The following is a 26,542-nucleotide window of genomic DNA, read 5'->3' as shown; positions in this document are numbered from 1 at the left end:
CATGCTGCTTTCCCTCGAACCCCGTGGCCAGCAATCGCGTTTGATGCTGTGGTGCTCACCGTTATTGGCGGCGGCGCTGACGCTTGGTTGCGGTTCGCTGCTGTTTATAGCCCTTGGTCATGATCCGCTGCAAACCTTGCATACGCTGCTGATCGCACCGGTCAGCGACTTGTATGGCGTCTCCGAATTGCTGGTCAAAGCGCTGCCGATTCTGCTTTGCGCGCTGGGCCTGGCAGTGGCCTATCAGGCGCGAATCTGGAACATCGGCGCCGAAGGCCAATTACTCCTCGGCGCGCTCGCCGGCAGTGCCTTGGCGGTGAACATCATCGGCATGCAAAGTCGTTGGGCGCTGGTATTTATTCTGCTCACCGGCACCCTCGCCGGCGCGGCGTGGGCCGGGCTGACCGCATGGTTGCGCACACGCTTCAACGCCAACGAAATCCTCACCAGCATCATGCTCAACTACATCGCCCTGAACCTGTTGCTGTTCTGTGTACACGGGCCGCTGAAGGATCCGGCCGGGTTCAACTTTCCCGAATCGGCGATGTTCGGCGATGCCAGCCGTTTGCCGTTGTTGATGGAGGATGGCCGCGTGCATGCCGGGGTGTATTTCGCCCTGCTCGCACTGGTTGCGGTGTGGGTGTTGTTGCAGAAAAGCTTTGTCGGTTTCCAGATCAAAGTGCTCGGGCTGGACAAGCGTGCGGCGGGGTTTGTCGGCTTTCGCGAGAAGCGGTTGATCTGGCTGGCGCTGTTGATCAGCGGCGGCTTGGCCGGGCTGGCGGGTGTCTGCGAAGTGACCGGACCGATTGGCCAATTGGTGCCGCAGGTGTCGCCGGGTTATGGCTACGCGGCGATTACCGTGGCGTTTCTTGGGCGTCTGAATCCGATCGGGATTCTGTTTTCGAGCCTGCTGATGGCGCTGTTGTATATCGGTGGCGAGAGCGCGCAGATGACCCTGAACCTGCCGCAGGCGATCACCCAGTTGTTTCAGGGAATGATGCTGTTTTTCCTGCTCGCCTGTGACGTGCTGATCCTCTATCGGCCACGCCTGAACCTGCGCTGGGTGAAGCGCACCTCGACCACCGCCGTAACTGCCGGAGCGCTGTGATGGATATCGATCTGCTGAGCAATATTTTCTATGCCATGGTGCGGTGCGGCACGCCGCTGTTGCTGGTGGCACTGGGTGAACTGATTTGCGAAAAGAGCGGCGTGCTCAATCTTGGGCAGGAAGGGATGATGCTGTTTGGCGCGGTGATCGGTTTTATCGTCGCGCTGAACAGCGGCAACCTGTGGCTGGGCGTGTTGTTGGCGATGCTCGCGGGGATGTTGCTGTCGTCGCTGTTTGCCTTGGTGGCGCTGGTGTTCAACGCCAATCAGGTGGCGACCGGGTTGGCCCTGACGATTTTTGGTGTCGGGCTGTCGACCTTTGTCGGTGCGGCTTGGGTGGGTAAACCGCTGGCGGGTTTTGAGCCGTTGGCGATTCCTTGGCTGAGTGAAATCCCGCTGATCGGGCGGATGCTGTTTGCTCAGGATCTGCTGGTGTATCTGTCGTTCGCGCTGTTTGCGCTGGTGGCGTGGGTGATCGTCAAAAGTCGTGTCGGGTTGATCATTCAAGCGGTCGGAGAAAATCCGGATGCGGCCAGTGCGATGGGGCTGCCGGTGTTGACCGTGCGGACCCTGGCGGTGCTGTTTGGCGGGGCAATGGCCGGGTTGGCCGGGGCTTATTTGTCGCTGGCGTACACGCCGATGTGGGCGGAAAACATGACCGCCGGGCGTGGCTGGATCGCCTTGGCGCTGGTGGTATTTGCCAGTTGGCGAGTATGGCGGTTGTTGCTCGGGGCGTATCTGTTTGGCCTCGCCAGTATCCTGCACTTGGTGGCGCAGGGGTTGGGGCTGGCGATTCCGTCGAGTTTGCTGGCGATGCTGCCGTATGTGGCGACGATTGTGGTGCTGGTGTTGTTGTCGCGGGATGCGTTGCGCACAAGATTGTATGCGCCGGTGTCGCTTGGGCAGCCTTGGCAGGCGGGGCATTAATTATTGTTTCGGCGGGCCTCTTCGCGAGCAGGCTCGCTCCCACATTTGACCGAGTTCAGTCAGACTCCCTGTGGGAGCGAGCCTGCTCGCGAAGACTTACTTACAGGCAACGCCTGAGCAATGCCCCACGCCAGTTCGAAGACCAGGAAAACAAGCAATATCGAACTGGCACCGTGGAGCAAGGCATACCCCTGCCAAGCCGCAAACAAAAATCTGGCCACCGCGTCATAGCGCCCATAAAGCGCCTGCGGATCACGAATCCGCAGCACCGCCCAAACACACACCACCGAACCCAAGAGATTCGCCATCAACATATGCACAGGCTGAAACGCCGGCAGTTCGCCGGGTAAATTCAGCGCGGTCAAAAAACCATGCAAAGCGGCAAAACTCCACGGCGTGGCAAACGCTGCCGTGACGATCAAGTCATACCAGGCACTGCCGCGCACCACGTTGCGATACTGCGTTGAAGTCCACATCATCCATGCTCCAGAAATTCAGGGAGCCACCACGGTAAAGCCTGGAGTATGCTCGAGGGTCAATAGCCCTTTTGAGAGCCAGCATGCGCATCGGTGAGTTAGCCCAGGCCAGCGCCGTCAGCCGTGACACCCTGCGTTTCTACGAGCAACGCGGGTTGATTGCGGCGCAACGCAGTGCCAACGGTTATCGCGACTATCCGCCGGAGATGGTGCAACTGGTGCTCTACATCAAAACCGCGCAGCGCCTGGGATTTACCCTCGGCGAGATCGGCGACAGCGTTGCCGCATTGTGGAGCGCGCCAGATCCGGAGAACGCCGTGGCGCAGTTGCTGCGCGACAAACTGCAATTGATCGAAACCCGCATGCGCGAACTTGATGCGCTGCGGCAGGAGTTGCAACTTCGCCTCGGTCAGGCCTGTCCATTGAATCCATGATCCTCATTCATCAAGGAAGCCCATCATGTCTGCAAAAAACGCACTGATTATCGGCGCCTCCCGGGGCCTTGGCCTCGGTCTGGTGAAAACCCTGCTGGCCGACGGCTGGCAAGTCACCGCCACCGTGCGCAATCCTGCCAATGCCGATGCGCTCCAAGCATTAGGCAAGGTGCGGATCGAGAAGCTCGACATGGACGATCAGCAAGCGGTCATTGCTCTGAGCCAACAGCTCAAGGGCGAAACCTTCGACTTGCTGTTCGTCAACGCCGGGGTCAAAGGCCCGGCCGATCAAACCCCTGGCGGCGCGACACTGGCTGAAGTCGGTCAGCTGTTTTTTACCAACGCGGTGGCGCCGATCAATCTGGCTCAGCGTTTTGCCGGGCAGATTCGTGACGGCAGCGGTGTGCTGGCGTTCATGAGTTCCGGACTGGGCAGCGTGACCGTGCCGGACGCGCCGGAGCTGGCGCTGTACAAGGCGAGCAAGGCTGCGCTGAATTCGATGACCAACAGTTTTGTCACGCAATTGGGCGAGCAGAAGATGACCGTGTTGTCGCTGCATCCGGGTTGGGTGAAGACCGACATGGGCGGCGAAGGGGCGGACCTTGACGTGGAAACCAGCACCCGTGGGCTGGTCGATCAGGTGAATGCGTATACCGGCAAGGGTGGGCATCACTTCATCAATTACAAGGGTGAAACTATTCCCTGGTAAGCACGCAAATCCCCTGTAGGAGTGAGCCAGCTCGCGATAGCGGTGTGTCATTCAGCAAAAGTGTTGCCTGATACACCGCTATCGCGAGCAGGCTCACTCCTACAAGGGACCGTGGTGAATGGTCGGGTTGGGCTTGCCCGATGCGGCGTTTTGTTTGAAACTGCGCACCTCGTCCACGCGGCGACCCTGGATCAGCAGACAGGGCATCACTGAGCTGGCAACCCTGAACCCCATTTTCAGAGGAGCCGGCAACATGCCCGCGACCCGTACCTGGTTAAAAAATCCCCTCGCCATTTTCACTTCCAACGCGCTTGATGCCCGTGGCGGTCTAGTCGTGCAAGACGGTGTCATCGTCGAAGTCCTCGCCGCTGGCCAGCAGCCGTCGGCGCCGTGCAATGCAGTGTTCGATGCCCGCGAGCATGTGATCCTGCCGGGCCTGATCAACACCCACCACCACTTCTATCAAACCCTGACTCGCGCCTGGGCCCCAGTGGTCAATCAGCCGTTGTTCCCGTGGCTGAAAACCCTGTACCCGGTGTGGGCGCGCCTGACACCGGAAAAACTCGCCCTCGCCACCAAAGTGGCTTTGGCCGAATTGCTGCTGTCCGGCTGCACCACCGCTGCCGACCACCACTACCTGTTCCCCGACGGTCTGGAAAACGCCATCGACGTGCAAGTCGAAACCGTGCGTGAACTGGGCATGCGCGCCATGCTCACTCGCGGTTCGATGAGCCTCGGCGAGAAGGACGGTGGCCTGCCGCCGCAGCAGACCGTGCAGGAAGGTCAGGTGATTCTCGACGACAGTCAGCGCCTGATTCACGAGTACCACGAACGTGGCGACGGCGCGCAGATCCAGATCGCCCTGGCGCCGTGCTCGCCGTTCTCGGTGACTCCGGAAATCATGTCGGCCAGTGCTGAGTTGGCGAACAAGCTCGACGTGCGCCTGCACACGCACTTGGCCGAAACCCTCGACGAAGAAGATTTCTGCCTGCAGCGTTTCGGCCTGCGCACTGTCGATTATCTCGACAGCGTCGGCTGGCTCGGCCCGCGCACTTGGCTGGCGCACGGCATCCATTTCAACCCGGACGAAATCGCTCGTCTCGGCGAGGCGGGCACCGGTATCTGCCATTGCCCGAGTTCGAACATGCGTCTGGCTTCCGGCATCTGCCCGAGTATCGATCTGACTGACGCGGGTGCGCTGTTTGGTCTGGGCGTGGATGGGTCGGCGTCCAACGATGCGTCGAACATGATTCTCGAAGCGCGTCAGGCGTTGTACATCCAGCGTCTGCGTTACGGCGCCGAAAAGATTACGCCGGAGCGCGTTCTGGGCTGGGCGACCAAGGGGTCGGCGAGCTTGCTGGGCCGTACCGATATTGGTGAGATTGCCGTGGGCAAGCAGGCGGATCTGGCGTTGTTCAAGCTTGATGAGCTGCGTTTCTCCGGCAGCCATGATCCAATTTCGGCGCTGCTGCTGTGCGGTGCTGATCGTGCGGATCGGGTGATGATTGGTGGCAAGTGGCGCGTGGTTGATGGCCAGGTTGAAGGCCTTGACCTGAAAGGCCTGATCGCCGATCACAGCCAGGCGGCTCGCCAGTTGATCGCCGGTACCTGATACACCGCCGTTCAAAACTGTGGGAGCGAGCCTGCTCGCGAAGAGGGAGTGTCAGACAACATGTTTGTTGAATGACACACCGCTTTCGCGAGCAGGCTCGCTCCCACATTGGTTTCTGTCAGCCTCAAAGGCCCAGCAGGGACAGCATGATGAAGGTCGCAAACAATACGAAGTGGGTCATGCCCTCAATGGCATTGGTCTCACCATCATTTAGGTTGATCGCGCTGACGATCAGCGTGATGAAGATCATCACCGTCTGCACCGGCGTCATCGCCATTTGAAACGGTTGGCCGGTGTACAGCGCCATCGCCTCCATCACTGGCACGGTCAGAATCACCGTCGACAATGACGCGCCCATCGCAATGTTCACCACCGACTGCATGCGGTTGGCCAACGCTGCACGCAACGCCGTCAAAATCTCCGGCGCCGCGGAAATCGCCGCGACCAGAATCGCCGTGATCACCGGCGGTGCGCCCGTGCCTTCCAGGCCCAGATCGAGGGTCTTCGACATCACTTCGGCCAATGCGCCGATCACCACAATGCCAAACACCAGAATGCCGATCGACAGGCCGATGCCCGGTGCTTTCGCCTGCGCGTCCTGCGGTTCTTTCTTGCGGCGTTTGTCCGGGTAGCTGTAGCTGAAAAAGTAACTGTGCGGGCCGACTTGCATGCGCAGAAACAGCGCGTAAAGCACCACCATTGCACCGATGGTGAACGCCGAATAGATCTTCCAGTTGGCCTCGGGAATAAACTCCGGCACCACCATCGATACGCCCATGGCGGTGAGGATCATCACGCTGTAGCTGCGCGCGGAATCGTCGTTGTACGACTGTTCGCCGTGCTTGATCCCGCCCATCAGCGCGGCGAGGCCGAGGATGCCGTTGATGTCGAGCATCACCGCCGAATAGATCGTGTCGCGCACTAACGTGGGCGACGCTTCGTTGCTCATCATGATCGCGAGAATCACCACTTCGACCAGCACAGCCGCGAGCGTGAGGATCATCGTGCCGTAAGGGTCGCCGACCTTTTCCGCGAGCAATTCGGCGTGATGGGCGACGCGCATCGAGGCGGCGACGATGAAAGCGATCAGCACCAGGCCTGCAGTCAGCGCGACGATCTGGCCGCTGTGCAACATCCAGTGTTCCAACGGATAGGCGATGCACGCGGCGATGACGGCCAGGAGCAGAAAGCTTTCTTGCTTGAGGATTGTGAGCATGGCGGGCCTTTTGCCGAAGAGAGCGAATGAGCTACTGACTGCGGGGCGGCGCTAACGTTTCGTTACACCTTAGCGCACCAAGCGCTGGCAGGGCTTTTGGCAGTTGCACTTTTATTGGCCTTGAGGGCGCTATCGCGAGCAGGCTCACTCCTACAGTTGACCGCATTCCCCTGTAGGAGTGAGCCTGCTCGCGATGGCCGTTACGCGATTTCGGATTGTTTGTTGTCCTGTTGGTCAGCAATTTGCATTGGCCCTGACCACACACAACAAAATGGAGCTCCAATTCATGCAAATACGTCCGCTGCACAAACTGCTGTGCGCCGCCCTCGGTCTGGGGATCAGTCTGAGCGCCAGCGCTGCCGATCCGCTGAAGGTCGGTTTCGTCTACATCGGCCCGATCGGTGACCACGGCTGGACGTATCAGCATGAACAGGGGCGCAAGGCACTCGCAGAAAAACTAGGTACGCAGATCACCACCAACTACGTCGAGAACGTTGCTGAAGGCGCCGACGCCGAGCGGGTCATCCGCAACATGGCCAAGGACAACTACGACCTGATTTTCACCACCTCCTTCGGCTACATGAACCCGACATTGAAGGTCGCCAAGCAATTTCCCAAGGTGACCTTCGAACACGCCACCGGCTACAAGCAAGACAAGAACCTCGGCACCTACCTGGCGCGCACCTACGAGGGGCGCTACGTCGGCGGTTTCCTCGCGGCGAAGATGACCAAGACCAAGAAGATCGGTTACGTCGCTTCGTTCCCGATCCCCGAGGTGATCCGCGATATCAACTCGATTCAACTGGCCTTGAACAAGTACAACCCAGGCACCGAGATCAAAGTGGTGTGGGTCAACTCGTGGTTCGACCCGGGCAAGGAAGCCGATGCGGCCAACGCGCTGATCGATCAGGGCGTCGACGTGGTGTTCCAGCACACCGACAGCCCGGCGCCGATTCAGGCCGCCGAACGTCGTGGCGTGTACGCGGTGGGTTACGCCTCGGACATGGCGCACTTCGGCCCGAAAGCGGTGCTGACCTCGATCGTCAACGACTGGGCGCCGCACTATATTCAGGCAACGCAGAGCGTGATCGACCACACCTGGAAATCCCAGGATTATTGGGGCGGGTTGAAGGAAGGCACGGTTGAACTGCCGATCAGCGACCTGGTGCCGGCGCCGGTGAAAGCCGAGGCCGAGCAGATCATTGCCGACATCAAGAGCGGCGCGTTGCAGCCGTTTACCGGGCCGATCAAGGATCAGGCCGGGGTCGAGAAAATCCCGGCGGGCGTGAGCGCGACGAATGCGGAACTGGCGTCGATGAACTATTACGTTGAAGGCATGAAGGCTGAGATGCCGAAGTAATCCCAGTCATACCACCGTCCCTTGTAGGAGTGAGCCTGCTCGCGATAGCGGTGGGTCATTCAGCAAAAGTGTCGCCTGATACACCGCTATCGCGAGCAGGCTCACTCCTACATTTGATCTTCAGCGCTCTCAAGGATTGTGTATGGATCAGCTTCCGATCATCGACATCACCCCGCTCTATAGCGACGACGAAAACGCCTGGCCTGCCGTGGCAAAACAAATCGACCTAGCCTGCCGCGAGTGGGGTTTCTTCTACATCAAGGGTCACCCGATTTCGGCGCAGCGCATCGACGCCGTGCTCAATCAGACTCAGCGTTTTTTTGCCCTGCCCGCAGCGGAAAAACTCAAGATCGACATCACCCAGACGCGACACCATCGCGGCTACGGCGCCATCGCCACCGAGCAACTCGACCCGAGCAAGCCCAGCGACCTCAAAGAAACCTTCGACATGGGCCTGCACCTGCCGGCCAACCATCCCGACGTGCTCGCCGAAAAACCGTTGCGCGGGCCGAACCGGCATCCAGCGCAAACCGGATGGGCTGAGTTGATGGAGCAGCACTACCTCGACATGCAGGCACTCGCGCAAACCCTGTTGCGGGCGATGACCCTCGCCCTGAACATCGAACGCGACTTCTTCGACAGCCGTTTCAACGACCCCGTCAGCGTGCTGCGCATGATCCATTACCCACCGCGCCACACCGCCAGCTCCGCCGAGCAGCAAGGCGCCGGCGCGCATACCGATTACGGCTGCATCACCCTGCTCTATCAGGACAGCGCCGGCGGCCTGCAAGTGAAAAACGTCAAAGGCGAATGGATTGATGCGCCACCGATCGACGGTACCTTCGTGGTCAACCTCGGCGACATGATGGCGCGCTGGAGCAACGACCGTTATCGCTCGACCCCGCACCGGGTGATCAGCCCGCTCGGCGTGGATCGCTACTCGATGCCGTTCTTTGCCGAGCCACACCCGGACACGCGCATCGAATGCCTGCCCGGATGTCAGGACGCACAGCATCCAGCGAAATATCCGACCACCACCTGCGCCGAATTCCTGCTGTCGCGCTTCGCCGATACCTACGCTTATCGCCGTGAGCAGGAAGCCGTGTGATGGATCGCTTGGTCAGGTTTTGCCAATTGTTTCGGCGAGCATCTGTAGAATGCCGCCATTGCACCTGATGAGAAAAGAATATGTACGACTGGCTCAACGCCTTGCCCAAGGCTGAACTGCACCTGCATCTGGAAGGCTCGCTGGAGCCCGAGCTGCTGTTCGCCCTGGCCGAACGCAACAAGATCGCCCTGCCGTGGAACGACGTGGAAACCCTGCGCAAGGCTTACGCGTTCAACAACCTGCAGGAATTCCTCGACCTGTATTACCAGGGCGCGGACGTGTTGCGCACCTCGCAGGACTTCTACGACCTGACTTGGGCGTACCTGCTGCGCTGCAAAGCGCAGAACGTGATTCACACCGAACCGTTCTTCGACCCGCAGACCCACACCGACCGGGGCATCCCGTTTGAAGTGGTGCTCAATGGCATCGCCGCGGCATTGAAGGATGGCGAGCAGCAACTGGGTATTACCAGCGGTTTGATCCTCAGCTTCCTGCGCCACCTCAGCGAAGAAGAAGCCGAGAAAACCCTCGATCAGGCGCTGCCGTTCCGTGACGCGTTTGTCGCGGTCGGCCTCGACAGTTCCGAGATGGGCCACCCGCCGAGCAAGTTCCAGCGTGTGTTTGATCGTGCCCGTCACGAAGGCTTCCTGACCGTCGCCCACGCTGGCGAAGAAGGCCCGCCGGAGTACATCTGGGAAGCCATCGACCTGCTGAAAATCCAGCGTATCGACCATGGCGTACGCGCCATCGGAGACGAGCGCCTGATGCAGCGGATCATCGACGAGCAGATCCCGCTGACCGTGTGCCCGTTGTCGAACACCAAGCTTTGCGTGTTCGATCACATGTCGCAGCACAACATTCTCGACATGCTCGAGCGTGGCGTGAAGGTCACGGTGAACTCCGATGACCCGGCGTACTTTGGTGGTTATGTGACCGAGAACTTCTACGCGCTGCATGAGCATTTGGGCATGACCCAGGATCAGGCCAAGCGCCTGGCGCAGAACAGCCTGGATGCGCGACTGGTAAAACCATAAGCAACACCGCAAAACCCTTGTAGGAGTGAGCCTGCTCGCGATAGCGGAGTGTCAGCCACAGATGTGTTAGCTGACAGAACGCAATCGCGAGCAGGCTCACTCCTACATTGGATAGGTGTTAGCCGATGGATTGGGTTTCAGTCAGCTCCTCCAGAGTTTTACCCCGCGTCTCCATCCCGAACAGCCACACCACCCCCGCCGCGATCGCAAAACACGCCGCCCCCAGCGCAAACACCCCGCCCTGCCCGGTAATCGGGAACACCAGCCCGGTCACCAACGGCCCGAGCAACGAACCCACGCGGCCAATTGCCGAGGCAAAACCCGAACCGGTTGCCCGCGCCGACGTCGGATACAACTCCGGCGTATAGGTGTAGAGCACCGCCCACATACCGAACAGGAAAAACTGCATCAACAGCCCGGTGCCGATCAGCAGCGCCACGTTGCCGCCAAACACCGCACTCTGCCCATACAGAAACGCCATCACCCCGCCACCCAGCAAAGTGACGATGCACACCGGTTTGCGCCCCCAGCGCTCGACCAGCCACGCGGCCATGAGAAAGCCGGGAATCCCGCCCAGAGATATCAGCACCGTGTAATACACCGACTGCGTCACGGCAAAACCCGATTGTTGCAGCAAGGCACTCAGCCACGAGGTCAGTCCGTAAAACCCGAGTAGCGCAAAGAACCACAGACTCCAGATCATCGTCGTGCGCTGGCGATACTGTGGCGACCAGATCTGTTTGAGCGCCGCAAAGAAGTTGCCCGGCGGCGTCACCGTGCGCGGCAAACGAATCGGTTCCGGCAGTGCCGCACCGCCCAGCGATTTGCGCACCCGCGCCTCGATGCCGTTCAACACCTTGTCTGCCGCGTCATGCCTGCCGGCCTGCTCCAGCCAGCGCGGTGACTCGGGAATGAAAAAACGGATCGCCAGCACAAACACTGCTGGCACTGCCAACACCAGAAAGATGTCGCGCCAACCGATCAACGGCAGCAGAAAATAAGACAGCACGCCGGCCGCCACGAAACCCAGCGGCCAGAAGCCATCCATCAACGCGATGTAACGTCCGCGTCGTTGCGCCGGAATCAGCTCGGACAACATCGACTGGGCGATCGGAAACTCCATTCCCATGCCAATCCCCAACAGGATGCGGAACAGCGTCAGCGTCTCGACCGTTTGCGCCGTCGAGCACAGATAACTGGCCACGCCCCACAACACGATGCTCCACTGAAACACCGGTTTGCGCCCGAAGCGATCGGCGAGCATGCCGGACAGCGACGCCCCCAGCACCATGCCGAAAAAGCTCGAACTGGCGAGCAACCCCGCTTGCGCACTGCTCAGACCGAACTCGGCTTTGATCGAGCCCAGCAGGAACGTCATCATCGCCAGGTCCATGGAGTCGAAGAAAAACGCTAGGGCGATGATGATGAAAATGATCCGGTGATAACCGCTGATGGGCAGTCGTTCCAAGCGTTCTGCCGCGCTGTAGCCGTGAGTGTCCATGCCGCCCCCCTATCCGAAATGTCCCGGGATCGAGTGTGCGCGATAGCGACACCGCGTTCGTGCTGGATGCGACCTGTTCGCAACCGTGGACGACGCCAGAAGTGCTGACGTCGAAAGCCAGTGCTCTACAACGCCATTTCCAGCTCGGTTTCCTTGGCGAACCGGTGCAGTTCCCGCTGGCCGGTGGCCGTCAATTGCAGGGCTCTTGAGTCGTTGGGCAGCGTCAGCCAACCGGACTGCATGAATAGCTGCAGCAACGCCGCGCCGAGTGAGCCACCCATGTGCGGACGGCGCTCGCTCCAGTCCGGGCAAGCGCACGCCACTTGTACGTTGCGATGAGCCAGCGCCTGAATGAACACGCCGCGCCCGGCCAGCAATTTCGCCCCTTTGTGGGTCACCACGACACGTTGTTCAAGCTGCTCGATCCAGCCGGCATCAAGCAGCCGCTGATACAGATCCGCCGCCAGCGTGCCGCCGAGGTGGTCATCGCAAAAACGCGCGCGCAACAACGAGGACGGTGCGGTCTGCGGTTTGGCCATGGGGGTGGTGCGTTTGAATACTTCGGGAATTTCCCTTGGAGCACTGGCGATGGTGGCGCTGGCCAATGCTTCTATCGCGGCCCCGACCTCCGGTGCCGAGAGACGGAAAAAGCGTTTGCGACCACGGACTTCGACCTTCAACAGCCCACCCGTGGAAAGCCGCGCCAGATGTGCGCTGGCCGACGACGGCGACAGCCCTGCCAGTAGCGCAAGCTCCTCGGTTTGCCGGGCCGAGCCATCCATCAACGCCCACATCATCGCGCTGCGCTTGGGGTCGGCCAGCAGCGTGGCAATCTGGCTGATGCAAGGTGCATGTTCCATGTGTTCACTCCCTGTTGAATCGTATCGTCTACTGCTCGGAGACATCTTGGCCGGTAATGAGTCATCGGCCAAGACGCGAAAATCGCCATGAACCGGGGCGAGGCAAGCCGCTGACGCAGCCTGCTCCGGCACAGAACCCGCAGCAGATGCGCGACCGTCACTCGAAGACTGGCGACGCGCTGCGAGGGTCTCCGGGCCGGGGGGTCGGTGCTGGCATGAGGCGGGCGCTAGTATAAGCGGGTTAGCCCCCGCGTCCCGCACTGGGGCCTGCGCAGGTGGTGATTGTTCCTGACAGAAATTTCTCTATTTACCTGCGACTAATGATCAACTTTCGGAAAAACGGGAAATTGACTACTCAAATCAGCGCATCGGCTGGCGAGCATTTCCCTCAGAAGGTTCACCGGCTTACTCAATTGTGCGCGATGGGCGCACAGCAAATTCAGCGGTGCGCGCTCACAAAGCAGCTCTGGCAGCAGCACTTTGAGGCGCCCGGCGAGCACATCGGCGCCCACGTCCAGCCACGACTTGTAGGCAATTCCGGCGCCGGCCACCGCCCACAGGCGCACGACGTCAGCGTCATCGCTGAAGCGGTCGCCACTGACAGTCAGCCCGACTTCACGTTTACCGTCGTGAAAACTCCAGTGGTCATGAACCCGGCTGCCGAGCATGTACAGCAGGCAGTTGTGCTGAGCCAGTTGCTCAAGCTGACGCGGCTCGCCGTGCCGGGCCAGATACGCCGGCGAGGCGCACAGCACGCGGCGGTTTTGCGGGGCGATGGGTAAGGCGACCAGACTTGAATCTTCCGGCTCGCCATAGCGCAAGGCGATGTCCACCGGTTGCCGAAACAGATCGGCGATGCGGTCGCCAAGCAGCAAACGCACGGTCAGCTTGGGGTGTTCGCGCTGGAACTCATCGAGCCACGGCAGCAACAGGTTGCGGCCGAAGTCCGAAGGCGCCGACAACTGCAACACCCCGCTGACCTGATCCTGGCCGCTGGCCAGCAGACGCCGGCCTTCATCGAGGTTGCTCAACGCCGCGCGGGCGTATTCGAGAAAGCCCTCACCCTCGGCCGTCAGACGCAAACTGCGGGTCGAACGCGCGAGCAACCGCGCGCCGAGTTGCTGTTCGATCCTTTTCAACGCCGCGCTGGCCACTGCCGCAGACATGTCCATCACCCGCGCGGCCGCCGACAGACTGCCCAGATCCGCCGCCCGGACAAACAACTGCAAGTCGTCAAAACGCAGCATGCTCAGCCTCGATTATCAAAAAAATATTGAAAGAGACTGCTCTTTTAGCCGGTTTTATCTCGCAGAGAAATAGCCAATCATCTCTCCATCGCATTCATCCCGCTTCTCTGGAGCCGAGCATGTCCCAGCCGTTCACCGCTATCGCCACCCTGATTGCCAAACCCGGCCAGCAGGATCTTCTTGAACAGGGCCTGCGCGCCTTGGTTGAACCGAGTCGCGCCGAAGACGGTTGCAGCCAGTACGACTTGCACCGCGATCTCGCCGACCCGCAGGTGTTTTATGTGATCGAGCACTGGGCCAGCGAAGCGATTCTCGAGGCGCACAACGCCAGCGCACACTTCCAGCATTTCCAGGCCAGCGCCGGTCACGCCATCGAACACTTTCAGCTCAAGCGCCTCGGCGCGATTGCCTGATCTTCTACTATTAACTGTACGGAGCCATTCATGAAAGCCATCGCCTATTACGCTTCCCTGCCGATCAGCGACGCCAAATCCCTGCAAGACATCGAACTGCCAGAACCGGTCGCCGGCCCGCGCGACCTGCTGGTGGAAGTCAAAGCCATCTCGGTCAACCCGGTCGACACCAAAGTGCGCCAGAACGTGGCGCCGGAAAACGGCGCGGCGAAAGTGCTGGGCTGGGACGTTGCCGGTGTGGTCAAGGCTGTTGGCAGCGACGTGACGTTGTTCAAGGCTGGCGACAAAGTCTTCTACGCCGGCTCCATCGCCCGTGCCGGCGGTAACAGCGAACTGCACGTGGTGGATGAGCGCATCGTCGGCCATATGCCGAAATCCCTCGGTTTTGCCGAAGCCGCCGCACTGCCGCTGACCGCGATCACCGCGTGGGAATTGCTGTTCGAGCGCCTGCAAATCCGCGAAGGCAAAACCGATGAAGGCCAGAGCCTGCTGATCGTCGGTGCCGCCGGCGGGGTTGGCTCGATCCTCACGCAATTGGCAAGGCAACTGACCGGGCTGAAGGTGATCGGCACCGCATCCCGCGAGCAGACCCGCGATTGGGTCAAAGAACTGGGCGCCGACCTGGTCATCGATCACAGCCAGCCGCTGAGCGAAGAACTCAAGCGCGCCGGGATCGACAGCGTGACTCACGTCGCCAGTCTGACCCAGACCGATCAGCACCTCGATCAACTGGTCGAGGCGCTGGCGCCGCAAGGCAAACTGGCACTGATCGACGATCCGAAGTCGCTGGACATCAGCAAACTCAAGCGCAAGAGCCTGTCGCTGCACTGGGAGTTCATGTACACCCGCTCGCTGTTCGAAACGCCGGATATGATCGAGCAGCACAAACTGCTCAATCGCGTGGCTGAGCTGATTGATGCCGGGACGTTGAAGACCACGGTGGGCGAGCACTTCGGCACGATCAATGCCGCGAACCTGCGTCGCGCCCATGAGCTGCTGGAAAGTGGCAAAGCCAAGGGGAAAATTGTTTTAGAAGGTTTCTAAAAAACCGCACAGCGCAGCCTTCGCCGAACCTAGAGCGGTCGGCGGGGCTGCGCTGTTTTTTGCCGTCAGTCCGATGCTTGACCGTTGTCACAATTGCGATCGTATTCAGGTCTACAATCGAAGCCTCTGCGATATATCTTTTACGCAAGGGAGGTCAGCAATGAAGATCCTGATAAAAGAAGTGGCAAAGTCTCAATGGCAGGTTCGTCTGGACCAACACGCCGTGACATTCCGCAGTGAAGCCGAAGCATTGGCCTTCACCCGCACCCTTGAAGCGCGACTTTGCGCGCCCCATCAGATTCCCGACCGCAGCCAGCAGCGCGCCGCCGGCTGAGGTTATTTATGCCTCGGCCTGAGCTTGCGCCAGTGCCCGGGCATTCTGCAGACGGCGGGTGAGTAGCGCCACGCACACCACCAGCAAACCGCACAGGCTGATGACGATTGCCATCGGCACGGCGCTGCCGTCGTGCAACACCCCGACCAACGCCGAAGCCCCGGCGGCGACGCTGAATTGCATGCAGCCGAGCAGCGCCGAAGCACTGCCGGCGCGTGCGCCCTGCCCGTTCATCGCGCAAGCGGCGGCGTTCGGGCTGATGCAGCCTAGGCTCGACACGCAGATGAACAGTGGAATCAGCAGCGGCCACAAGGATTCGGTATGCATCGCGCTGACCGCGAGCAACGCCAGCCCGGCGGCGAAATACACCCACACCGCCCGCGACAGCAGGAAGGCCGGGCCGCGCTTGGCCAACATCCGCGCGTTGACCTGCGCCACCAGAATGAACCCCGCCGCGTTGGTGCCGAACAACCAGCCGAAATGCTCGGCCGGCACGCCATACAGTTTGATGAAGATGAACGGTGAGCCGGCGATATAAGCAAACATCCCGGCGATGGCGATGCCGCCGGTCAGGGCATGGCCGAGGTAAACCCGATCCTTGAGCAAGCGCCCGTACTGACGCAGTGCGCCGGACAACGGCTGGCGCGGCATGTGCGCCGGCATACTTTCCGGCAGCCCCAGCGCCACCGCCAATCCGGCCAGTGCACTGAACCCGGTGAGCACCAGGAAGATCGACTGCCAGCCTGTGGTGTTGACCAGCAGACCGCCGAGCATCGGCGCCAGAATCGGCGCCAGGCCCATCACCAGCATCAATTGCGAAAAGACCTTCGCCGAACCCACCGCGTCGCATTTGTCGCTGACCACCGCCCGGGAAATCACCATCCCCGCACAACCGCCCAGTGCCTGGACGAAACGTGCGCCGATCAGCCATTCCAGGTTTGGCGCATAAGCGCAGGCCAGTGATGCCAACGTGAACAGCGTGAGGCCGACCAGCAATGGAATGCGTCGGCCGAAGCGATCCGCCACCGGGCCGTAAGCCAGTTGGCCAATCGACAACCCGGCGAAATATGCCGCCAGCGTCATCTGCACGTGTTTCTCGTCGGTGCCGAACGCCAGCGCCATCGAGGGAAATGCAGGTAAATAGAAGTCGATCGCCAAGGGCCCGAAGGCGGTCAAGGCACCGAGAATCAGAATGGTACGGAAGTTCATCAGGCATCCAGGTTGGCAAGTCGGCAAGTCGGCAGCCCGACAGTCTAGCCGCGCCCGGACGCCTTGAACATTCCGATAGCTCGCTAACTATAAAACTTCAGACGAGTTTCACTGCGTAGCCTTCTTCACTGATGACTTCCATCACTTGTTCGGCACTCAGTGCACTCTCGACGCCGACTTCTTTCGCGGCCAGATCAACCCGCACACTGGCCGCCGGATCTTTGGCCTGCACCGCGTTGGTGATGGCTTTGACGCAGTGACCGCAGGACATGCCTTGAACATTGAACACTTGCATGAAATGACTCCTTTGAGTGAGGTTGCCGGCAGTTTCGAGCTTGCCACGATGGCAAGGTCAAGTTCTTCAATAAACTGCCGGGCTGGCAATCGGCGCCGCGCTCGGCCAAGCTGCGCACATCAATGACTCGATTCAGGAGATTCAGCCATGCGCTGGTCAGCTTTCAGCCTGTTTGGCTTTCTCAGCCTCTTTGCCGCAATTCCTACAGTGCAAGCCGCTGGTGAGGATTACGGCGTTCTGATCATCTCCCGTGAGCGTCTGGAAGTGGCAACCTCCTGCGAGATCGGTGTGTATATCCAGGATCAGCTGTCGGCACGCCTGTTTCAGGAACAGAGCACATCGTTCAACTTGCCACCTGGCACTGTTTCGCTACGTCTGAAACTACTGCCGGGGCAAGTACCCGGTTGCAATCCGGGCTTGCTCGCACCGGGTTCGCAGGAAATAAAACTGCAGGCGGGCGATGTGCAGAAGTACCGGATCGCGATGACGCAGGAAGGCATGTACCTGAAGCGCGCCGATCTCGGCTATTAAGCAAATACAAACCTGTGGGAGCGAGCCTGCTCGCGAATACGGTGTGTCATTCAGCGATGATGTTGACTGACCCGCCGCTTTCGCGAGCAGGCTCGCTCCCACAGTTGGTTTTGCGGCGCGTCAAAGAATGGCGCTTGACCTTGCCCGCATGGCAAGGTTGATCCTTGTAGGTATCTACTACAGGGAGTACGACCGATGTCCGATTCCATCACTTTCGACCTGCCGATTGCCGGCATGACCTGCGCCAGTTGCGCCGGGCGTGTCGAGCGGGCCTTGAGCAAAGTCAGCGGCGCCAGTGCCGTCAGCGTCAACCTCGCCACCGAGCAGGCCCGTGTGCAGGCGCCGGGCGACAGCTTGCCGGCGTTGATGGACGCGGTCGAACGTGCCGGGTACAGCGTCCCGCAGCAAACCATCGAATTGACTATCGAAGGCATGACCTGCGCGTCGTGCGTCGGTCGCGTCGAGCGTGCGCTGAACAAAGTCCCCGGAGTGAAAAGCGTCAGCGTCAACCTGGCCAACGAACGTGCGCACCTCGAATTGCTCGGTCAGGTCGACTCACAAACCTTGCTCGACGCCGTGAACAAGGCCGGTTACTCGGCCAGCGTCTGGCAAGCCGAACACCCACAAAACGATAACCAACAGCAACGTCTGAAACATGAACGCTGGGCACTGATCTGCGCGATCGCCCTCGCCCTGCCGCTGGTGGCGCCGATGTTGCTGCAACCGTTCGGCATCCACTGGATGCTCCCGGCCTGGGCGCAATTCGCCCTCGCCACGCCGGTGCAGTTCATATTCGGTGCACGCTTTTATGTAGCGGCGTGGAAAGCCGTTCGTGCTGGCGCCGGCAATATGGACTTGCTGGTCGCCCTCGGCACCAGCGCCGGTTACGGCCTGAGCCTTTACGAATGGGCCACCGCTGCCGGGCGCATGCCGCATCTGTATTTCGAAGCGTCGGCGGTGGTCATTGCCTTGGTGCTGCTCGGCAAATACCTGGAGAGCCGCGCCAAACGCCAGACCGCCAGCGCCATCCGCGCGCTGGAAGCGTTGCGTCCGGAGCGGGCGATTCAAGTGATCGATGGCCGCGAGCAGGATGTCGCCATCAGCGCCCTGCGCCTCAACGATCTGGTGTTGGTCAAACCCGGCGAACGTTTCCCGGTCGATGGCGAAGTCATCGAAGGCCAGAGCCACGCCGACGAAGCACTGATCAGCGGCGAGAGTCTGCCGGTGCCGAAACAACCCGGGGACAGGGTCACCGGCGGCGCGATCAATGGCGAGGGTCGCTTGCTGGTGCGCACTCAGGCGCTCGGTGCGGAAACCGTTCTGGCACGGATTATTCGACTGGTCGAAGACGCTCAGGCCGCCAAAGCGCCGATCCAGAAACTCGTGGATAAAGTCAGTCAGGTGTTCGTGCCCACCGTGCTGGTTTTAGCGTTGGCCACTCTGATCGGCTGGTGGCTCTACGGCGCGCCAATCGAAACTGCGCTGATCAATGCGGTCGCTGTTCTGGTCATCGCTTGCCCGTGTGCACTGGGTCTTGCGACGCCGACGGCGATCATGGCCGGCACCGGCGTAGCGGCGCGCCACGGCATTCTGATCAAGGACGCCGAAGCACTGGAACGCGCCCATGAAGTCAGCAGCGTGGTGTTCGACAAGACCGGCACACTGACCTCTGGCACGCCGCGCATCGCCCATTTCAGTGCAGTGGATGGCAATGAAGACGCGCTGCTGAAACTGGCCGGCGCGCTGCAACGCGGCAGTGAACATCCGTTGGCCAAAGCGGTGCTGGATGCAGCCGCCGAACGAGGCCTGAACGTGCCGGATGTCAGCGACAGTCAGTCGCTGACCGGTCGCGGCATTGCCGGCAATCTCGATGGACGACGTCTGGCGCTGGGCAATCGGCGGTTGCTTGAGGAAAGTGGTTTGAGCGCCGGCAACCTGAGCGAATCTGCCCAAGCCTGGGAAGCCGAAGGCCGCACCCTGTCATGGTTGATCGAGCAAAGTCCTGAACCGCAAGTGCTCGGCTTGTTCGCCTTCGGTGACACCCTGAAACCCGGCGCACTAGAAGCCGTGCAACAACTCGCCGCCCGCCATATCCAAAGCCATCTGCTGACCGGCGACAATCGCGGCAGTGCCAAAGTCGTCGCCGAAGCCTTGGGCATCAGCAATGTTCACGCCGAAGTGCTGCCGGCAGACAAAGCCGCCACCATCACCGAGCTGAAAAAAACCGGCGTGGTTGCCATGGTCGGCGACGGCATCAACGACGCCCCGGCCCTCGCCGCAGCCGACATCGGCATCGCCATGGGCGGCGGCACCGATGTGGCCATGCACGCGGCGGGCATCACCCTGATGCGTGGTGATCCACGGCTGGTGCCGGCGGCGCTGGAGATCAGCCGCAAGACTTATGCGAAGATCCGTCAGAACCTGTTCTGGGCCTTCGTCTATAACCTGATCGGCATTCCGCTGGCGGCGTTCGGTTTTCTCAACCCGGTACTGGCCGGTGCAGCCATGGCGCTGTCGAGCGTCAGCGTGGTGAGCAATGCGCTACTGTTGAAAACCTGGAAACCCAAGGACCTGGAGGAGCACCGATGAACATCGGTCAAGCAGCCAAACACAGTGGCCTGAGCGCAAAAATGATCCGCTATTACGAGTCGATCGGCCTGCTCAAAGCAGCGCATCGCACCGACAGCGGTTATCGGGTCTATGGCGACGATGACCTGCACACGCTGGCATTCATCAAGCGCTCGCGGGACCTGGGCTTTTCGCTGGAAGAGGTCGGTAAACTGCTGACCCTCTGGCAGGATCGCCAACGGGCCAGCGCCGATGTGAAAGCGTTGGCCCGCCAGCACATCGACGAGTTGAATCAGAAGATCCGCGAACTCGGCGAATTGCGCGACACCCTGCAAGACCTCGTCGAGCACTGCAACGGCGACCACCGCCCCGATTGCCCGATCCTCAAGGAACTGGCGTCGGGCTGCTGCGCGCAACCCGCCCGCGCTTGAGGGCGAGCACTTTCACCGTGAGCAAGGTGCCGAGGGGAATGCCATGGAACAGCATGACCACGGCACCCGGCGTCCACCACCCGTAGAACGGCGCGGCGATGAGCATGCCGATGCCGAACCCGGTCATCTGCAGCAAGGTCAGCACGCTGAAAATCGGCAGGCGCAAGCGCTCGGGTTCGCGTTGTAGACGCGACATCAGTCCGACTTCGGAAAAACCGTCTCCCAACCCCGCCGGCAAGGAAAACAGCAGCAGACCGTAGAGGCTGTGTTGCTGGAACATCAGGATAAAGCCGCAGGACATCAGCGCCACGCCGAAGAAGAACCGCCGCTCAAGGTGGATGTTGTCCGAGCCTTTGAGACGGCTGGCGATTCGCGCACCCAGCAATTTGCCGCTGGCCCACACCGCGAGCATCAGGCCCAGCGTGGTGCTCGCAGAATCCGGTGTGAGCAGTTTGGAAATAATCGGAAAGCCGACGTTGTGTGCGGCGCTGCCCAGGGTGTCGGCCATCGTCACCGCAAGCATCGCGGCAATCACTGGTGCCGCGCGCAGGCCTTGCTTGAGTGCGATCCATTCGCTGCGTTCCGGTGCTTCGTTGACTGTGACTGGCGCGAACCGCAGCGGCACGATCAATAACGCTGCCAGCAAATAGGTCAGCGCATTCAGGGCGAATACCGTTTCAAAACCAAAACCCGCGACCAGCAAACCTGAAACCAGACTGCCAGCGACCATCGCGCCGGATGAGGCTGAGGTGACCCAGGCGTTGGCCTTGAGCAATTGCTCGGCGGGGATCAGACGCGGTAATTGACTGTTGAGGCCGATGGCGAACATCGAATTGCCCAGGCCCAGGCCGAACGCAATCACCGGCAACAGCAGGGCCTGCTGGCTGACGGGCACAACCAATAACAGACCCAGCACACTGGCGCGCAGCAGATCGAAGGCGATCAGCGGCGCGCGACCACTGCAACGGCGGTAAAACGCGGTGCCGATCAGACTGGCAAAAATTCCTCCGCCCACGCGGCTGGCGAGAAAGATCCCGACGCTCATGGCGCTGTTGCTCAGCAGATAGACGTAGGTGGCCAGCGCAACCATGTTGAGGAAGGCGCCGAAGTCGGAGATCAGGCGTGCAGTGACGATCAGGTGGGTGTTGCGCGGGGTAGTCACATTCAGTCCTTGAGTGTGGTTGGAGCGGTGGACAGTAGACGCGAAATTGCGTTGATCCGAAAGTGGCCCTCACCCTAGCCCTCTCCCAGGGGGAGAGGGGACTGATTGGGGGATGCTGTGGAGATACGCCGACCTGAATTTTCTTTACCGAATCCAAACAGGTCCAAATGCTGACCTCATCCAATCCATAATCGACCCGGTGTTTCAGGTCGATGTATGACGCAAGACATCTCGGTCGGCCCCCTCTCCCTCCGGGAGAGGGGGCTGATTGTGGGATGCTGTGGAGATGCGCCGACCTGAATTTTCTTTACCGAATCCAAACAGGTCCAAATGCTGACCCCATCCAATCCATAATCGACCCGGTGTTTCAGGTCGATGTATGACGCAAGACACCTCGGTCGGCCCCCTCTCCCTCCGGGAGAGGGGGCTGATTGGGGGATGCTGTGGAGATGCGCCGACCTGAAATTTCTTTACCGAATCCAGACAAGTCCAAATGCTGACCTCGTCCAATCCATAATCGACCCGGTGTTTCAGGTCGATGTATGACGCCAGACATCTCGGTCAGCTCCCTCTCCCTCCGGGAGAGGGCTGGGGTGAGGGGTTTTGGGGCTTCCGGTTCAAACAAAAAAACCCGGCCGAAGCCGGGTTTCTCGTCAAGCGATCACTGCATCCACGGCGGCGGCGGTGGTTCGTCGGATTTGCCTTTCGGCTCGTCGTCCGCAGCACGGATGGCCTGCTTGCGTTCCTCGTCGAGGCGCGCCGCTTCGATCTCGCGCAACACTCCGCCAACATCGGCCAGGTCTTCCGGGTCATCGAACTCGCCGGTCAGCACACTGTTCGGGTGCAAGGTGCCGGCTTCGTACAACGCCCACATTTCCTTGGCGTACTTGGTCAGCTTCAATTCCGGCGCAAAGCGCCCGAAGTACGAAGCCATGTTGCCGACATCCCGCTCCAGCATGCTGAACGCGTGGTTGTTACCGGCAGCATCGACGGCCTGCGGCAGGTCGATGATGACCGGGCCGGTCGGCGTCAGCAGCACGTTGAACTCCGAGAGGTCACCGTGCACCAGACCAGTACACAACATCAGCACGATCTGCGAGATCAGGAACGCGTGATACTCGCGCGCCTGATCCGGCTCCAGCACCACGTCGTTCAGACGCGGCGCGGCATCGCCGAATTCGTCGGCCACCAGCTCCATCAACAGCACGCCGTCGAGGAAGTCATACGGTTTTGGTACCCGCACACCGGCGCCGGCCAGACGGAACAGTGCCGCCACTTCGGCGTTCTGCCAGGCATCTTCGGTCTCTTTGCGACCGAACTTGGAGCCTTTCGCCATTGCGCGAGCCTGTCGGCTGTTGCGGACCTTGCGGCCTTCCTGATACTCGGCCGCCTGGCGGAAACTGCGTTTGTTCGCCTCCTTGTAGACCTTTGCGCAACGTAACTGATTGCCGCAGCGCACCACATAAACAGCTGCTTCTTTACCACTCATCAGTGGGCGCAGCACTTCGTCGACCAGACCGTCCTCGATCAGGGGTTCAATGCGTTTTGGAGTCTTCATCAGCTTTTATTGTGGGTCCTTTATTACCAAACACGCGAATGTCACTCGTTATACGGCAATCCTCGCATTACGGGGAGGGGTTGCCGACCTGTGAACCTGTGAATGCACACACTGTGCCGAAAAATCGACCGCTGCGAATCATAGCCGAGCCTTGCCTGTTTGTTGGTATCGGCCGTTGAGGGCATTTGCGACAGAATCTGACATCTGTGGTTTCAGCCCTTTTACCCTCACCCCAGCCCTCTCCCGGAGGGAGAGGGAGCCGACCGAGGTGTCTGGCGTTATACATCGACCTGAAATACCCCGTCGATTATGGATTGGGCTAACCATCTGACTGAAACACCGTCGATTATGGACCGGGCCAAACATCTGAGTTAAACACCGTCGATTATGGATTCGGTAAAGCTCGATCAGGTCGGCGTATCCCTCAAACATCCCCCAATCAGTCCCCTCTCCCTCCGGGAGAGGGTTAGGGTGAGGGGCTCTTCTAGCGTTAGCGTTCAATGATGGCGGTAACGCCTTGGCCGCCCGCCGCGCAAATCGAGATCAGACCCCGGCCCTTGCCCGCCGCATCCAGCAGTTTCGCCAAATTGGCGACGATACGCCCGCCAGTCGCGGCGAACGGATGCCCAGCCGCCAGCGAACTGCCCTTCACATTCAGTCGGCTGCGATCGATCGAGCCCAGCGGTGCATCGAGGCCCAGACGGGTTTTGCAGTATTCCGGATCCTCCCAAGCCTTCAGCGTGCACAGCACCTGCGCCGCAAAAGCCTCGTGAATTTCGTAGTAATCGAAATCCTGCAAGGTCAGCCCGTTGCGCGCCAGCAACCGCGGTACTGCGTACGCCGGCGCCATCAGCAGCCCTTCGGCGCCGTTGACGAAATCCACCGCCGCCGCTTCGCCATCGCGCAGGTACGCGAGAATTGGCAAACCCCGTTCCTTCGCCCATTCCTCACTGCCGAGCAATACCACCGACGCGCCATCGGTCAGCGGTGTGGAGTTGCCTGCGGTCAGCGTACCTTTCGCGCTTTTCTCGAACGCCGGTTTCAGCGTCGCGAGTTTTTCCAGGGTCAGGTCCGGACGCAGGTTGTTATCGCGAGTCAGGCCAAGGAACGGCGTCATCAGGTCGTTGTGCCAGCCTTCGCTGTAAGACGCAGCCAGTTTTTGGTGGCTTTCGAGGGTCAGTTGATCCTGCTCTTCACGCGGGATCTGCCAGGTCTGCGCCATCAATTCACAGTGCTCGCCCATCGACAGACCAGTGCGTGGTTCACCGATGCTTGGGAAATCCGGAATCAGATGTTTGGGCCGCAATTGCAGAAAGGTTTTCAGCTTGTCGCCGGTGGTCTTGGCGCGGTTGGCTTGCAGGAGGATTCTGCGCAGGCCTTCGCTGACGCTGATCGGTGCGTCCGAGGTGGTGTCGACGCCACCGGCAATGCCGCAGTCGATCTGGCCGAGGGCGATCTTGTTGGCGACCAGGATCGCCGCTTCCAGGCCGGTGCCGCAGGCTTGCTGAATGTCGTAGGCGGGAGTCGCCGGTGACAGACGCGAGCCGAGCACGCATTCACGGGTCAGGTTCATATCTCGTGACAACTTCAGTACCGCGCCCGCCACCACTTCGCCGAGGCGCTGACCGTGCAGGTTATAGCGTTCGATCAGGCCTTCTAGGGCGGCGGTGAGCATTGCCTGATTGCTGGCCATGGCGTACGGCCCGTTGGAGCGGGCGAAAGGGATACGGTTACCGCCGATGATCGCGACGCGGCGCAGCTGACTCATGAATAACTCCTTGTCCAAAGGTCTGAATTCACGCCAATCCCTTGTAGGAGTGAGCCTGCTCGCGATAGCGGTGGGTCAGATAAACATTTCTTGACTGATACACCGCTATCGCGAGCAGGCTCACTCCTACAGGGGGTCAGCTGTGTTTATGAATGTGCGTTCGGCAACACAAACGCCGGGGGCAAACTACTCTGCTGTTCAAGCGTAGGCCTTATTGCGTGGATCGAACGATTGTTTGCCATCGACAGTCCACACTTTGAACCCCAACTTCTGGAGAGCGTTCCATGTCTGACCGCTATATCGACTTCGCCAACTCGTCCATCGGCCATCGTCTGGTCGGGGCGCTGGGCCTGCCGTCGCCGGTGCGACTGGAACGCTGGCAGGCCGGGCGCCTGCGGCCGGTGGAAGGTGCACTGCTGATCGGCGGCGGGCCGCTGGCCGAACGCGTCAGCGCTTTCGCCAACCGTTTGACCGAGAGTATTTACCGCTACGGCGAGCAACCGACGACCGCGACTGAATGGATTCCCGGCCACGGCCCGAAACTCAAAGCCGTGGTGTTCGACGCCAGTGAATTGCTGCACACCGACCAGCTCAAACAGCTGCGCGAATTCTTCCAGCCATTGATGAAAAACCTTGAGCACAGCGCGCACCTGGTGATTCTTGGCCGCGCCCCGGAAAGCCTCGGTGATCCGTTTGCCGCCAGTGCGCAACGAGCACTGGAAGGGTTTTCCCGTTCGCTGGCCAAGGAACTGCGCAGCGGCGGCACGCTGCAACTGATCTACGTCGGCGAAGGCGCTGAAGATCAACTGGAAGGTCCGCTGCGGTTTTTCCTCTCGCCAAAAAGCGCGTTCGTGTCCGGACAAGTGATTCGCCTGACCGCTTGTGCGACGCCAGTGAATGACTGGACACGGCCGCTGGCCGGGCGCAAGGCGCTGGTCACCGGCGCTGCACGCGGCATCGGTGCGTCGATTGCGGAAACCCTGGCTCGCGATGGCGCCGAGGTCATTTTGCTCGACGTCCCACCGGCGAAGACCGATCTGGAAGCCCTCGCCGCCCGTCTCGGTGGCCGCGCGATCACACTGGATATCTGCGCCGCCGACGCCGCCGCGCAGCTGGTCGAACACCTGCCTGACGGCCTCGACATTCTGGTGCACAACGCCGGCATCACCCGCGACAAGACCCTGGCCAACATGACCCCAGAGTTCTGGGACGCGGTGCTGGCGGTCAACCTCAACGCGCCGCAAGTGCTGACCCAAGCGCTGCTCGACAGCGGCACGCTGCACGACAACGCGCGGGTGATTCTTTTGGCCTCGATCAGTGGCATCGCCGGCAACCGTGGGCAGACCAACTACGCCGCGAGCAAGGCCGGGCTGATCGGTCTGGCGCAGGCCTGGGCACCCACGCTGCTGGCACGCGGTATCAGCATCAACGCCGTTGCCCCCGGTTTCATCGAAACGCAGATGACCGCGCACATTCCGTTCGGCCTGCGTGAGGCCGGGCGGCGCATGAGTTCACTGGGCCAGGGCGGCTTGCCGCAGGATGTCGCCGAAGCCGTCGCATGGCTGGCGCAGCCGGGCAGCGGCGCATTCACCGGGCAGGCGTTGCGGGTCTGTGGACAAAGTGTTCTGGGGGCTTAGG

Annotated in this window: 25 protein-coding genes and 1 pseudogene; 15 read left to right on the top strand and 11 right to left on the bottom strand. The window is 60.7% G+C overall.

Features of this window, described 5'->3' with window-relative positions; genetic code table 11:
- Position 1: 1 nt before the first annotated feature.
- Both VY732_RS03435 and VY732_RS03430 read left to right on the top strand, forming a co-directional pair.
- Complete coding sequence (locus VY732_RS03435) at positions 2-1,108, top strand: ABC transporter permease (RefSeq protein ID WP_331694263.1); 1,107 nt, start codon at positions 2-4, stop codon at positions 1,106-1,108.
- The gene (locus VY732_RS03430; protein WP_331694262.1) at positions 1,108-2,034 is read left to right on the top strand and encodes an ABC transporter permease; all 927 of its coding nucleotides are present in this window, start codon (positions 1,108-1,110) and stop codon (positions 2,032-2,034) included. The genes VY732_RS03435 and VY732_RS03430 overlap by 1 nt, the downstream gene beginning before the upstream one ends.
- 59 nt (positions 2,035-2,093) lie before the next feature.
- Here VY732_RS03430 and VY732_RS03425 read toward each other — a convergent pair whose 3' ends face one another.
- Entirely contained in the window at positions 2,094-2,510 is a 417-nt protein-coding gene (locus VY732_RS03425) for a hypothetical protein (protein WP_331694260.1), read from the bottom strand.
- A gap of 83 nt (positions 2,511-2,593) precedes the next feature.
- Here VY732_RS03425 and VY732_RS03420 point away from each other — a divergent pair, with 83 nt between their 5' ends.
- The 3 genes from VY732_RS03420 (at position 2,594) to VY732_RS03410 (ending at position 5,265) form a co-directional block, all read left to right on the top strand.
- Positions 2,594-2,944 carry a MerR family transcriptional regulator gene (locus tag VY732_RS03420; RefSeq protein ID WP_137217608.1) on the top strand — a complete coding sequence of 117 codons (351 nt, stop codon included), beginning with the start codon at positions 2,594-2,596 and terminating at the stop codon, positions 2,942-2,944.
- Positions 2,945-2,966: 22 nt separating this feature from the next.
- Positions 2,967-3,653, top strand: coding sequence for an SDR family oxidoreductase (locus tag VY732_RS03415; RefSeq protein ID WP_123594071.1), 687 nt, complete (start codon positions 2,967-2,969; stop codon positions 3,651-3,653).
- A gap of 253 nt (positions 3,654-3,906) precedes the next feature.
- The gene (locus VY732_RS03410) at positions 3,907-5,265 is read left to right on the top strand and encodes an 8-oxoguanine deaminase (protein WP_212623059.1); all 1,359 of its coding nucleotides are present in this window, start codon (positions 3,907-3,909) and stop codon (positions 5,263-5,265) included.
- A 124-nt stretch (positions 5,266-5,389) separates the two neighbouring features.
- Here the strand turns inward: VY732_RS03410 and VY732_RS03405 are convergent, their stop codons facing one another.
- Positions 5,390-6,481 (bottom strand): calcium:proton antiporter, encoded by a 1,092-nt coding sequence (locus tag VY732_RS03405; protein WP_331694257.1) that lies wholly within the window; start codon positions 6,479-6,481, stop codon positions 5,390-5,392.
- Between the two features lie 286 nt (positions 6,482-6,767).
- On the opposite strand from VY732_RS03405, the gene VY732_RS03400 reads away from it, so the two are divergent.
- The 3 genes from VY732_RS03400 to VY732_RS03390 all read left to right on the top strand — a co-directional run bounded on the left by VY732_RS03400 (position 6,768) and on the right by VY732_RS03390 (position 9,983).
- Positions 6,768-7,841 carry a BMP family ABC transporter substrate-binding protein gene (locus VY732_RS03400; RefSeq protein ID WP_331694255.1) on the top strand — a complete coding sequence of 358 codons (1,074 nt, stop codon included), beginning with the start codon at positions 6,768-6,770 and terminating at the stop codon, positions 7,839-7,841.
- Positions 7,842-7,983: 142 nt separating this feature from the next.
- A complete protein-coding gene (locus VY732_RS03395; RefSeq protein WP_331694254.1) occupies positions 7,984-8,949 on the top strand; it encodes a 2-oxoglutarate and iron-dependent oxygenase domain-containing protein in 966 nt (321 codons plus the stop codon).
- 80 nt (positions 8,950-9,029) lie between these two features.
- Complete coding sequence (locus tag VY732_RS03390; protein ID WP_331694253.1) at positions 9,030-9,983, top strand: adenosine deaminase; 954 nt, start codon at positions 9,030-9,032, stop codon at positions 9,981-9,983.
- 118 nt (positions 9,984-10,101) lie between these two features.
- On the opposite strand, the gene VY732_RS03385 is transcribed toward VY732_RS03390, so the two are convergent.
- The 3 genes from VY732_RS03385 to VY732_RS03375 all read right to left on the bottom strand — a co-directional run bounded on the left by VY732_RS03385 (position 10,102) and on the right by VY732_RS03375 (position 13,591).
- A complete protein-coding gene (locus VY732_RS03385; protein WP_331694251.1) occupies positions 10,102-11,484 on the bottom strand; it encodes an MFS transporter in 1,383 nt (460 codons plus the stop codon).
- A gap of 125 nt (positions 11,485-11,609) precedes the next feature.
- Positions 11,610-12,344, bottom strand: coding sequence for an ArsR/SmtB family transcription factor (locus tag VY732_RS03380; protein ID WP_077570861.1), 735 nt, complete (start codon positions 12,342-12,344; stop codon positions 11,610-11,612).
- 317 nt (positions 12,345-12,661) lie between these two features.
- Positions 12,662-13,591 (bottom strand): LysR family transcriptional regulator, encoded by a 930-nt coding sequence (locus tag VY732_RS03375; protein WP_077570859.1) that lies wholly within the window; start codon positions 13,589-13,591, stop codon positions 12,662-12,664.
- 119 nt (positions 13,592-13,710) lie between these two features.
- On the opposite strand from VY732_RS03375, the gene VY732_RS03370 reads away from it, so the two are divergent.
- The 3 genes from VY732_RS03370 (at position 13,711) to VY732_RS03360 (ending at position 15,382) form a co-directional block, all read left to right on the top strand.
- On the top strand, positions 13,711-14,004 hold the full coding sequence (locus VY732_RS03370; protein WP_077570857.1) for a putative quinol monooxygenase: 294 nt from the start codon (positions 13,711-13,713) through the stop codon (positions 14,002-14,004).
- Positions 14,005-14,034: 30 nt separating this feature from the next.
- A complete protein-coding gene (locus tag VY732_RS03365; protein WP_137217616.1) occupies positions 14,035-15,048 on the top strand; it encodes a zinc-binding alcohol dehydrogenase family protein in 1,014 nt (337 codons plus the stop codon).
- Between the two features lie 160 nt (positions 15,049-15,208).
- Complete coding sequence (locus VY732_RS03360; RefSeq protein WP_007914687.1) at positions 15,209-15,382, top strand: hypothetical protein; 174 nt, start codon at positions 15,209-15,211, stop codon at positions 15,380-15,382.
- Positions 15,383-15,388: 6 nt separating this feature from the next.
- On the opposite strand, the gene VY732_RS03355 is transcribed toward VY732_RS03360, so the two are convergent.
- Positions 15,389-16,591 (bottom strand): multidrug effflux MFS transporter, encoded by a 1,203-nt coding sequence (locus VY732_RS03355; RefSeq protein ID WP_331694249.1) that lies wholly within the window; start codon positions 16,589-16,591, stop codon positions 15,389-15,391.
- A gap of 97 nt (positions 16,592-16,688) precedes the next feature.
- Entirely contained in the window at positions 16,689-16,886 is a 198-nt protein-coding gene (locus VY732_RS03350; RefSeq protein ID WP_331694247.1) for a cation transporter, read from the bottom strand.
- A 147-nt stretch (positions 16,887-17,033) separates the two neighbouring features.
- Between VY732_RS03350 and VY732_RS03345 the strand changes: the two genes are divergently transcribed.
- Entirely contained in the window at positions 17,034-17,417 is a 384-nt protein-coding gene (locus VY732_RS03345) for a hypothetical protein (protein ID WP_077570848.1), read from the top strand.
- A gap of 9 nt (positions 17,418-17,426) precedes the next feature.
- On the opposite strand, the pseudogene VY732_RS03340 reads toward VY732_RS03345, so the two are convergent.
- A pseudogene (locus VY732_RS03340) lies at positions 17,427-17,519 on the bottom strand (metal ABC transporter ATP-binding protein); the annotation flags it as partial.
- A gap of 93 nt (positions 17,520-17,612) precedes the next feature.
- Here VY732_RS03340 and VY732_RS03335 point away from each other — a divergent pair.
- Both VY732_RS03335 and cueR read left to right on the top strand, forming a co-directional pair.
- On the top strand, positions 17,613-20,006 hold the full coding sequence (locus tag VY732_RS03335) for a heavy metal translocating P-type ATPase (RefSeq protein ID WP_331694245.1): 2,394 nt from the start codon (positions 17,613-17,615) through the stop codon (positions 20,004-20,006).
- Positions 20,003-20,416, top strand: coding sequence for a Cu(I)-responsive transcriptional regulator (cueR, locus tag VY732_RS03330; protein ID WP_095122009.1), 414 nt, complete (start codon positions 20,003-20,005; stop codon positions 20,414-20,416). Before VY732_RS03335 ends, cueR begins: the two co-directional genes overlap by 4 nt.
- Here cueR and VY732_RS03325 read toward each other — a convergent pair.
- The 3 genes from VY732_RS03325 to VY732_RS03315 form a co-directional block, all read right to left on the bottom strand.
- Entirely contained in the window at positions 20,370-21,578 is a 1,209-nt protein-coding gene (locus VY732_RS03325; protein ID WP_331694242.1) for an MFS transporter, read from the bottom strand. The two genes, cueR and VY732_RS03325, sit on opposite strands and share 47 nt — an antisense overlap.
- A 661-nt stretch (positions 21,579-22,239) precedes the next feature.
- Entirely contained in the window at positions 22,240-23,136 is an 897-nt protein-coding gene (locus VY732_RS03320; RefSeq protein ID WP_007914672.1) for a PA4780 family RIO1-like protein kinase, read from the bottom strand.
- 490 nt (positions 23,137-23,626) lie between these two features.
- Positions 23,627-24,904 carry an acetyl-CoA C-acetyltransferase gene (locus VY732_RS03315; RefSeq protein ID WP_331694239.1) on the bottom strand — a complete coding sequence of 426 codons (1,278 nt, stop codon included), beginning with the start codon at positions 24,902-24,904 and terminating at the stop codon, positions 23,627-23,629.
- A 284-nt stretch (positions 24,905-25,188) separates the two neighbouring features.
- Here VY732_RS03315 and VY732_RS03310 point away from each other — a divergent pair, with 284 nt between their 5' ends.
- Complete coding sequence (locus tag VY732_RS03310) at positions 25,189-26,541, top strand: 3-oxoacyl-ACP reductase (protein ID WP_116031676.1); 1,353 nt, start codon at positions 25,189-25,191, stop codon at positions 26,539-26,541.
- Position 26,542: the final 1 nt, after the last annotated feature.

The sequence above is a fragment of the Pseudomonas sp. ZY71 genome (assembly GCF_036542145.1).
Classification (GTDB): domain Bacteria; phylum Pseudomonadota; class Gammaproteobacteria; order Pseudomonadales; family Pseudomonadaceae; genus Aquipseudomonas; species Aquipseudomonas koreensis_A.
This window is presented reverse-complemented; position numbering and strand designations above follow the sequence as displayed.

What these genes read in the sequence shown, in the direction of transcription:
- VY732_RS03435 (WP_331694263.1), top strand. Translation starts at nt 2, where the DNA reads ATGCTGCTTTCCCTCGAACCCCGTGGCCAGCAATCGCGTTTGATGCTG.
- VY732_RS03430 (WP_331694262.1), top strand. Translation starts at nt 1,108, where the DNA reads ATGGATATCGATCTGCTGAGCAATATTTTCTATGCCATGGTGCGGTGC.
- VY732_RS03425 (WP_331694260.1), bottom strand. Translation starts at nt 2,510, where the DNA reads ATGTGGACTTCAACGCAGTATCGCAACGTGGTGCGCGGCAGTGCCTGG.
- VY732_RS03420 (WP_137217608.1), top strand. Translation starts at nt 2,594, where the DNA reads ATGCGCATCGGTGAGTTAGCCCAGGCCAGCGCCGTCAGCCGTGACACC.
- VY732_RS03410 (WP_212623059.1), top strand. Translation starts at nt 3,907, where the DNA reads ATGCCCGCGACCCGTACCTGGTTAAAAAATCCCCTCGCCATTTTCACT.
- VY732_RS03405 (WP_331694257.1), bottom strand. Translation starts at nt 6,481, where the DNA reads ATGCTCACAATCCTCAAGCAAGAAAGCTTTCTGCTCCTGGCCGTCATC.
- VY732_RS03400 (WP_331694255.1), top strand. Translation starts at nt 6,768, where the DNA reads ATGCAAATACGTCCGCTGCACAAACTGCTGTGCGCCGCCCTCGGTCTG.
- VY732_RS03395 (WP_331694254.1), top strand. Translation starts at nt 7,984, where the DNA reads ATGGATCAGCTTCCGATCATCGACATCACCCCGCTCTATAGCGACGAC.
- VY732_RS03390 (WP_331694253.1), top strand. Translation starts at nt 9,030, where the DNA reads ATGTACGACTGGCTCAACGCCTTGCCCAAGGCTGAACTGCACCTGCAT.
- VY732_RS03385 (WP_331694251.1), bottom strand. Translation starts at nt 11,484, where the DNA reads ATGGACACTCACGGCTACAGCGCGGCAGAACGCTTGGAACGACTGCCC.
- VY732_RS03380 (WP_077570861.1), bottom strand. Translation starts at nt 12,344, where the DNA reads ATGGAACATGCACCTTGCATCAGCCAGATTGCCACGCTGCTGGCCGAC.
- VY732_RS03375 (WP_077570859.1), bottom strand. Translation starts at nt 13,591, where the DNA reads ATGCTGCGTTTTGACGACTTGCAGTTGTTTGTCCGGGCGGCGGATCTG.
- VY732_RS03370 (WP_077570857.1), top strand. Translation starts at nt 13,711, where the DNA reads ATGTCCCAGCCGTTCACCGCTATCGCCACCCTGATTGCCAAACCCGGC.
- VY732_RS03365 (WP_137217616.1), top strand. Translation starts at nt 14,035, where the DNA reads ATGAAAGCCATCGCCTATTACGCTTCCCTGCCGATCAGCGACGCCAAA.
- VY732_RS03360 (WP_007914687.1), top strand. Translation starts at nt 15,209, where the DNA reads ATGAAGATCCTGATAAAAGAAGTGGCAAAGTCTCAATGGCAGGTTCGT.
- VY732_RS03355 (WP_331694249.1), bottom strand. Translation starts at nt 16,591, where the DNA reads ATGAACTTCCGTACCATTCTGATTCTCGGTGCCTTGACCGCCTTCGGG.
- VY732_RS03350 (WP_331694247.1), bottom strand. Translation starts at nt 16,886, where the DNA reads ATGCAAGTGTTCAATGTTCAAGGCATGTCCTGCGGTCACTGCGTCAAA.
- VY732_RS03345 (WP_077570848.1), top strand. Translation starts at nt 17,034, where the DNA reads ATGCGCTGGTCAGCTTTCAGCCTGTTTGGCTTTCTCAGCCTCTTTGCC.
- VY732_RS03335 (WP_331694245.1), top strand. Translation starts at nt 17,613, where the DNA reads ATGTCCGATTCCATCACTTTCGACCTGCCGATTGCCGGCATGACCTGC.
- cueR (WP_095122009.1), top strand. Translation starts at nt 20,003, where the DNA reads ATGAACATCGGTCAAGCAGCCAAACACAGTGGCCTGAGCGCAAAAATG.
- VY732_RS03320 (WP_007914672.1), bottom strand. Translation starts at nt 23,136, where the DNA reads ATGAAGACTCCAAAACGCATTGAACCCCTGATCGAGGACGGTCTGGTC.
- VY732_RS03315 (WP_331694239.1), bottom strand. Translation starts at nt 24,904, where the DNA reads ATGAGTCAGCTGCGCCGCGTCGCGATCATCGGCGGTAACCGTATCCCT.
- VY732_RS03310 (WP_116031676.1), top strand. Translation starts at nt 25,189, where the DNA reads ATGTCTGACCGCTATATCGACTTCGCCAACTCGTCCATCGGCCATCGT.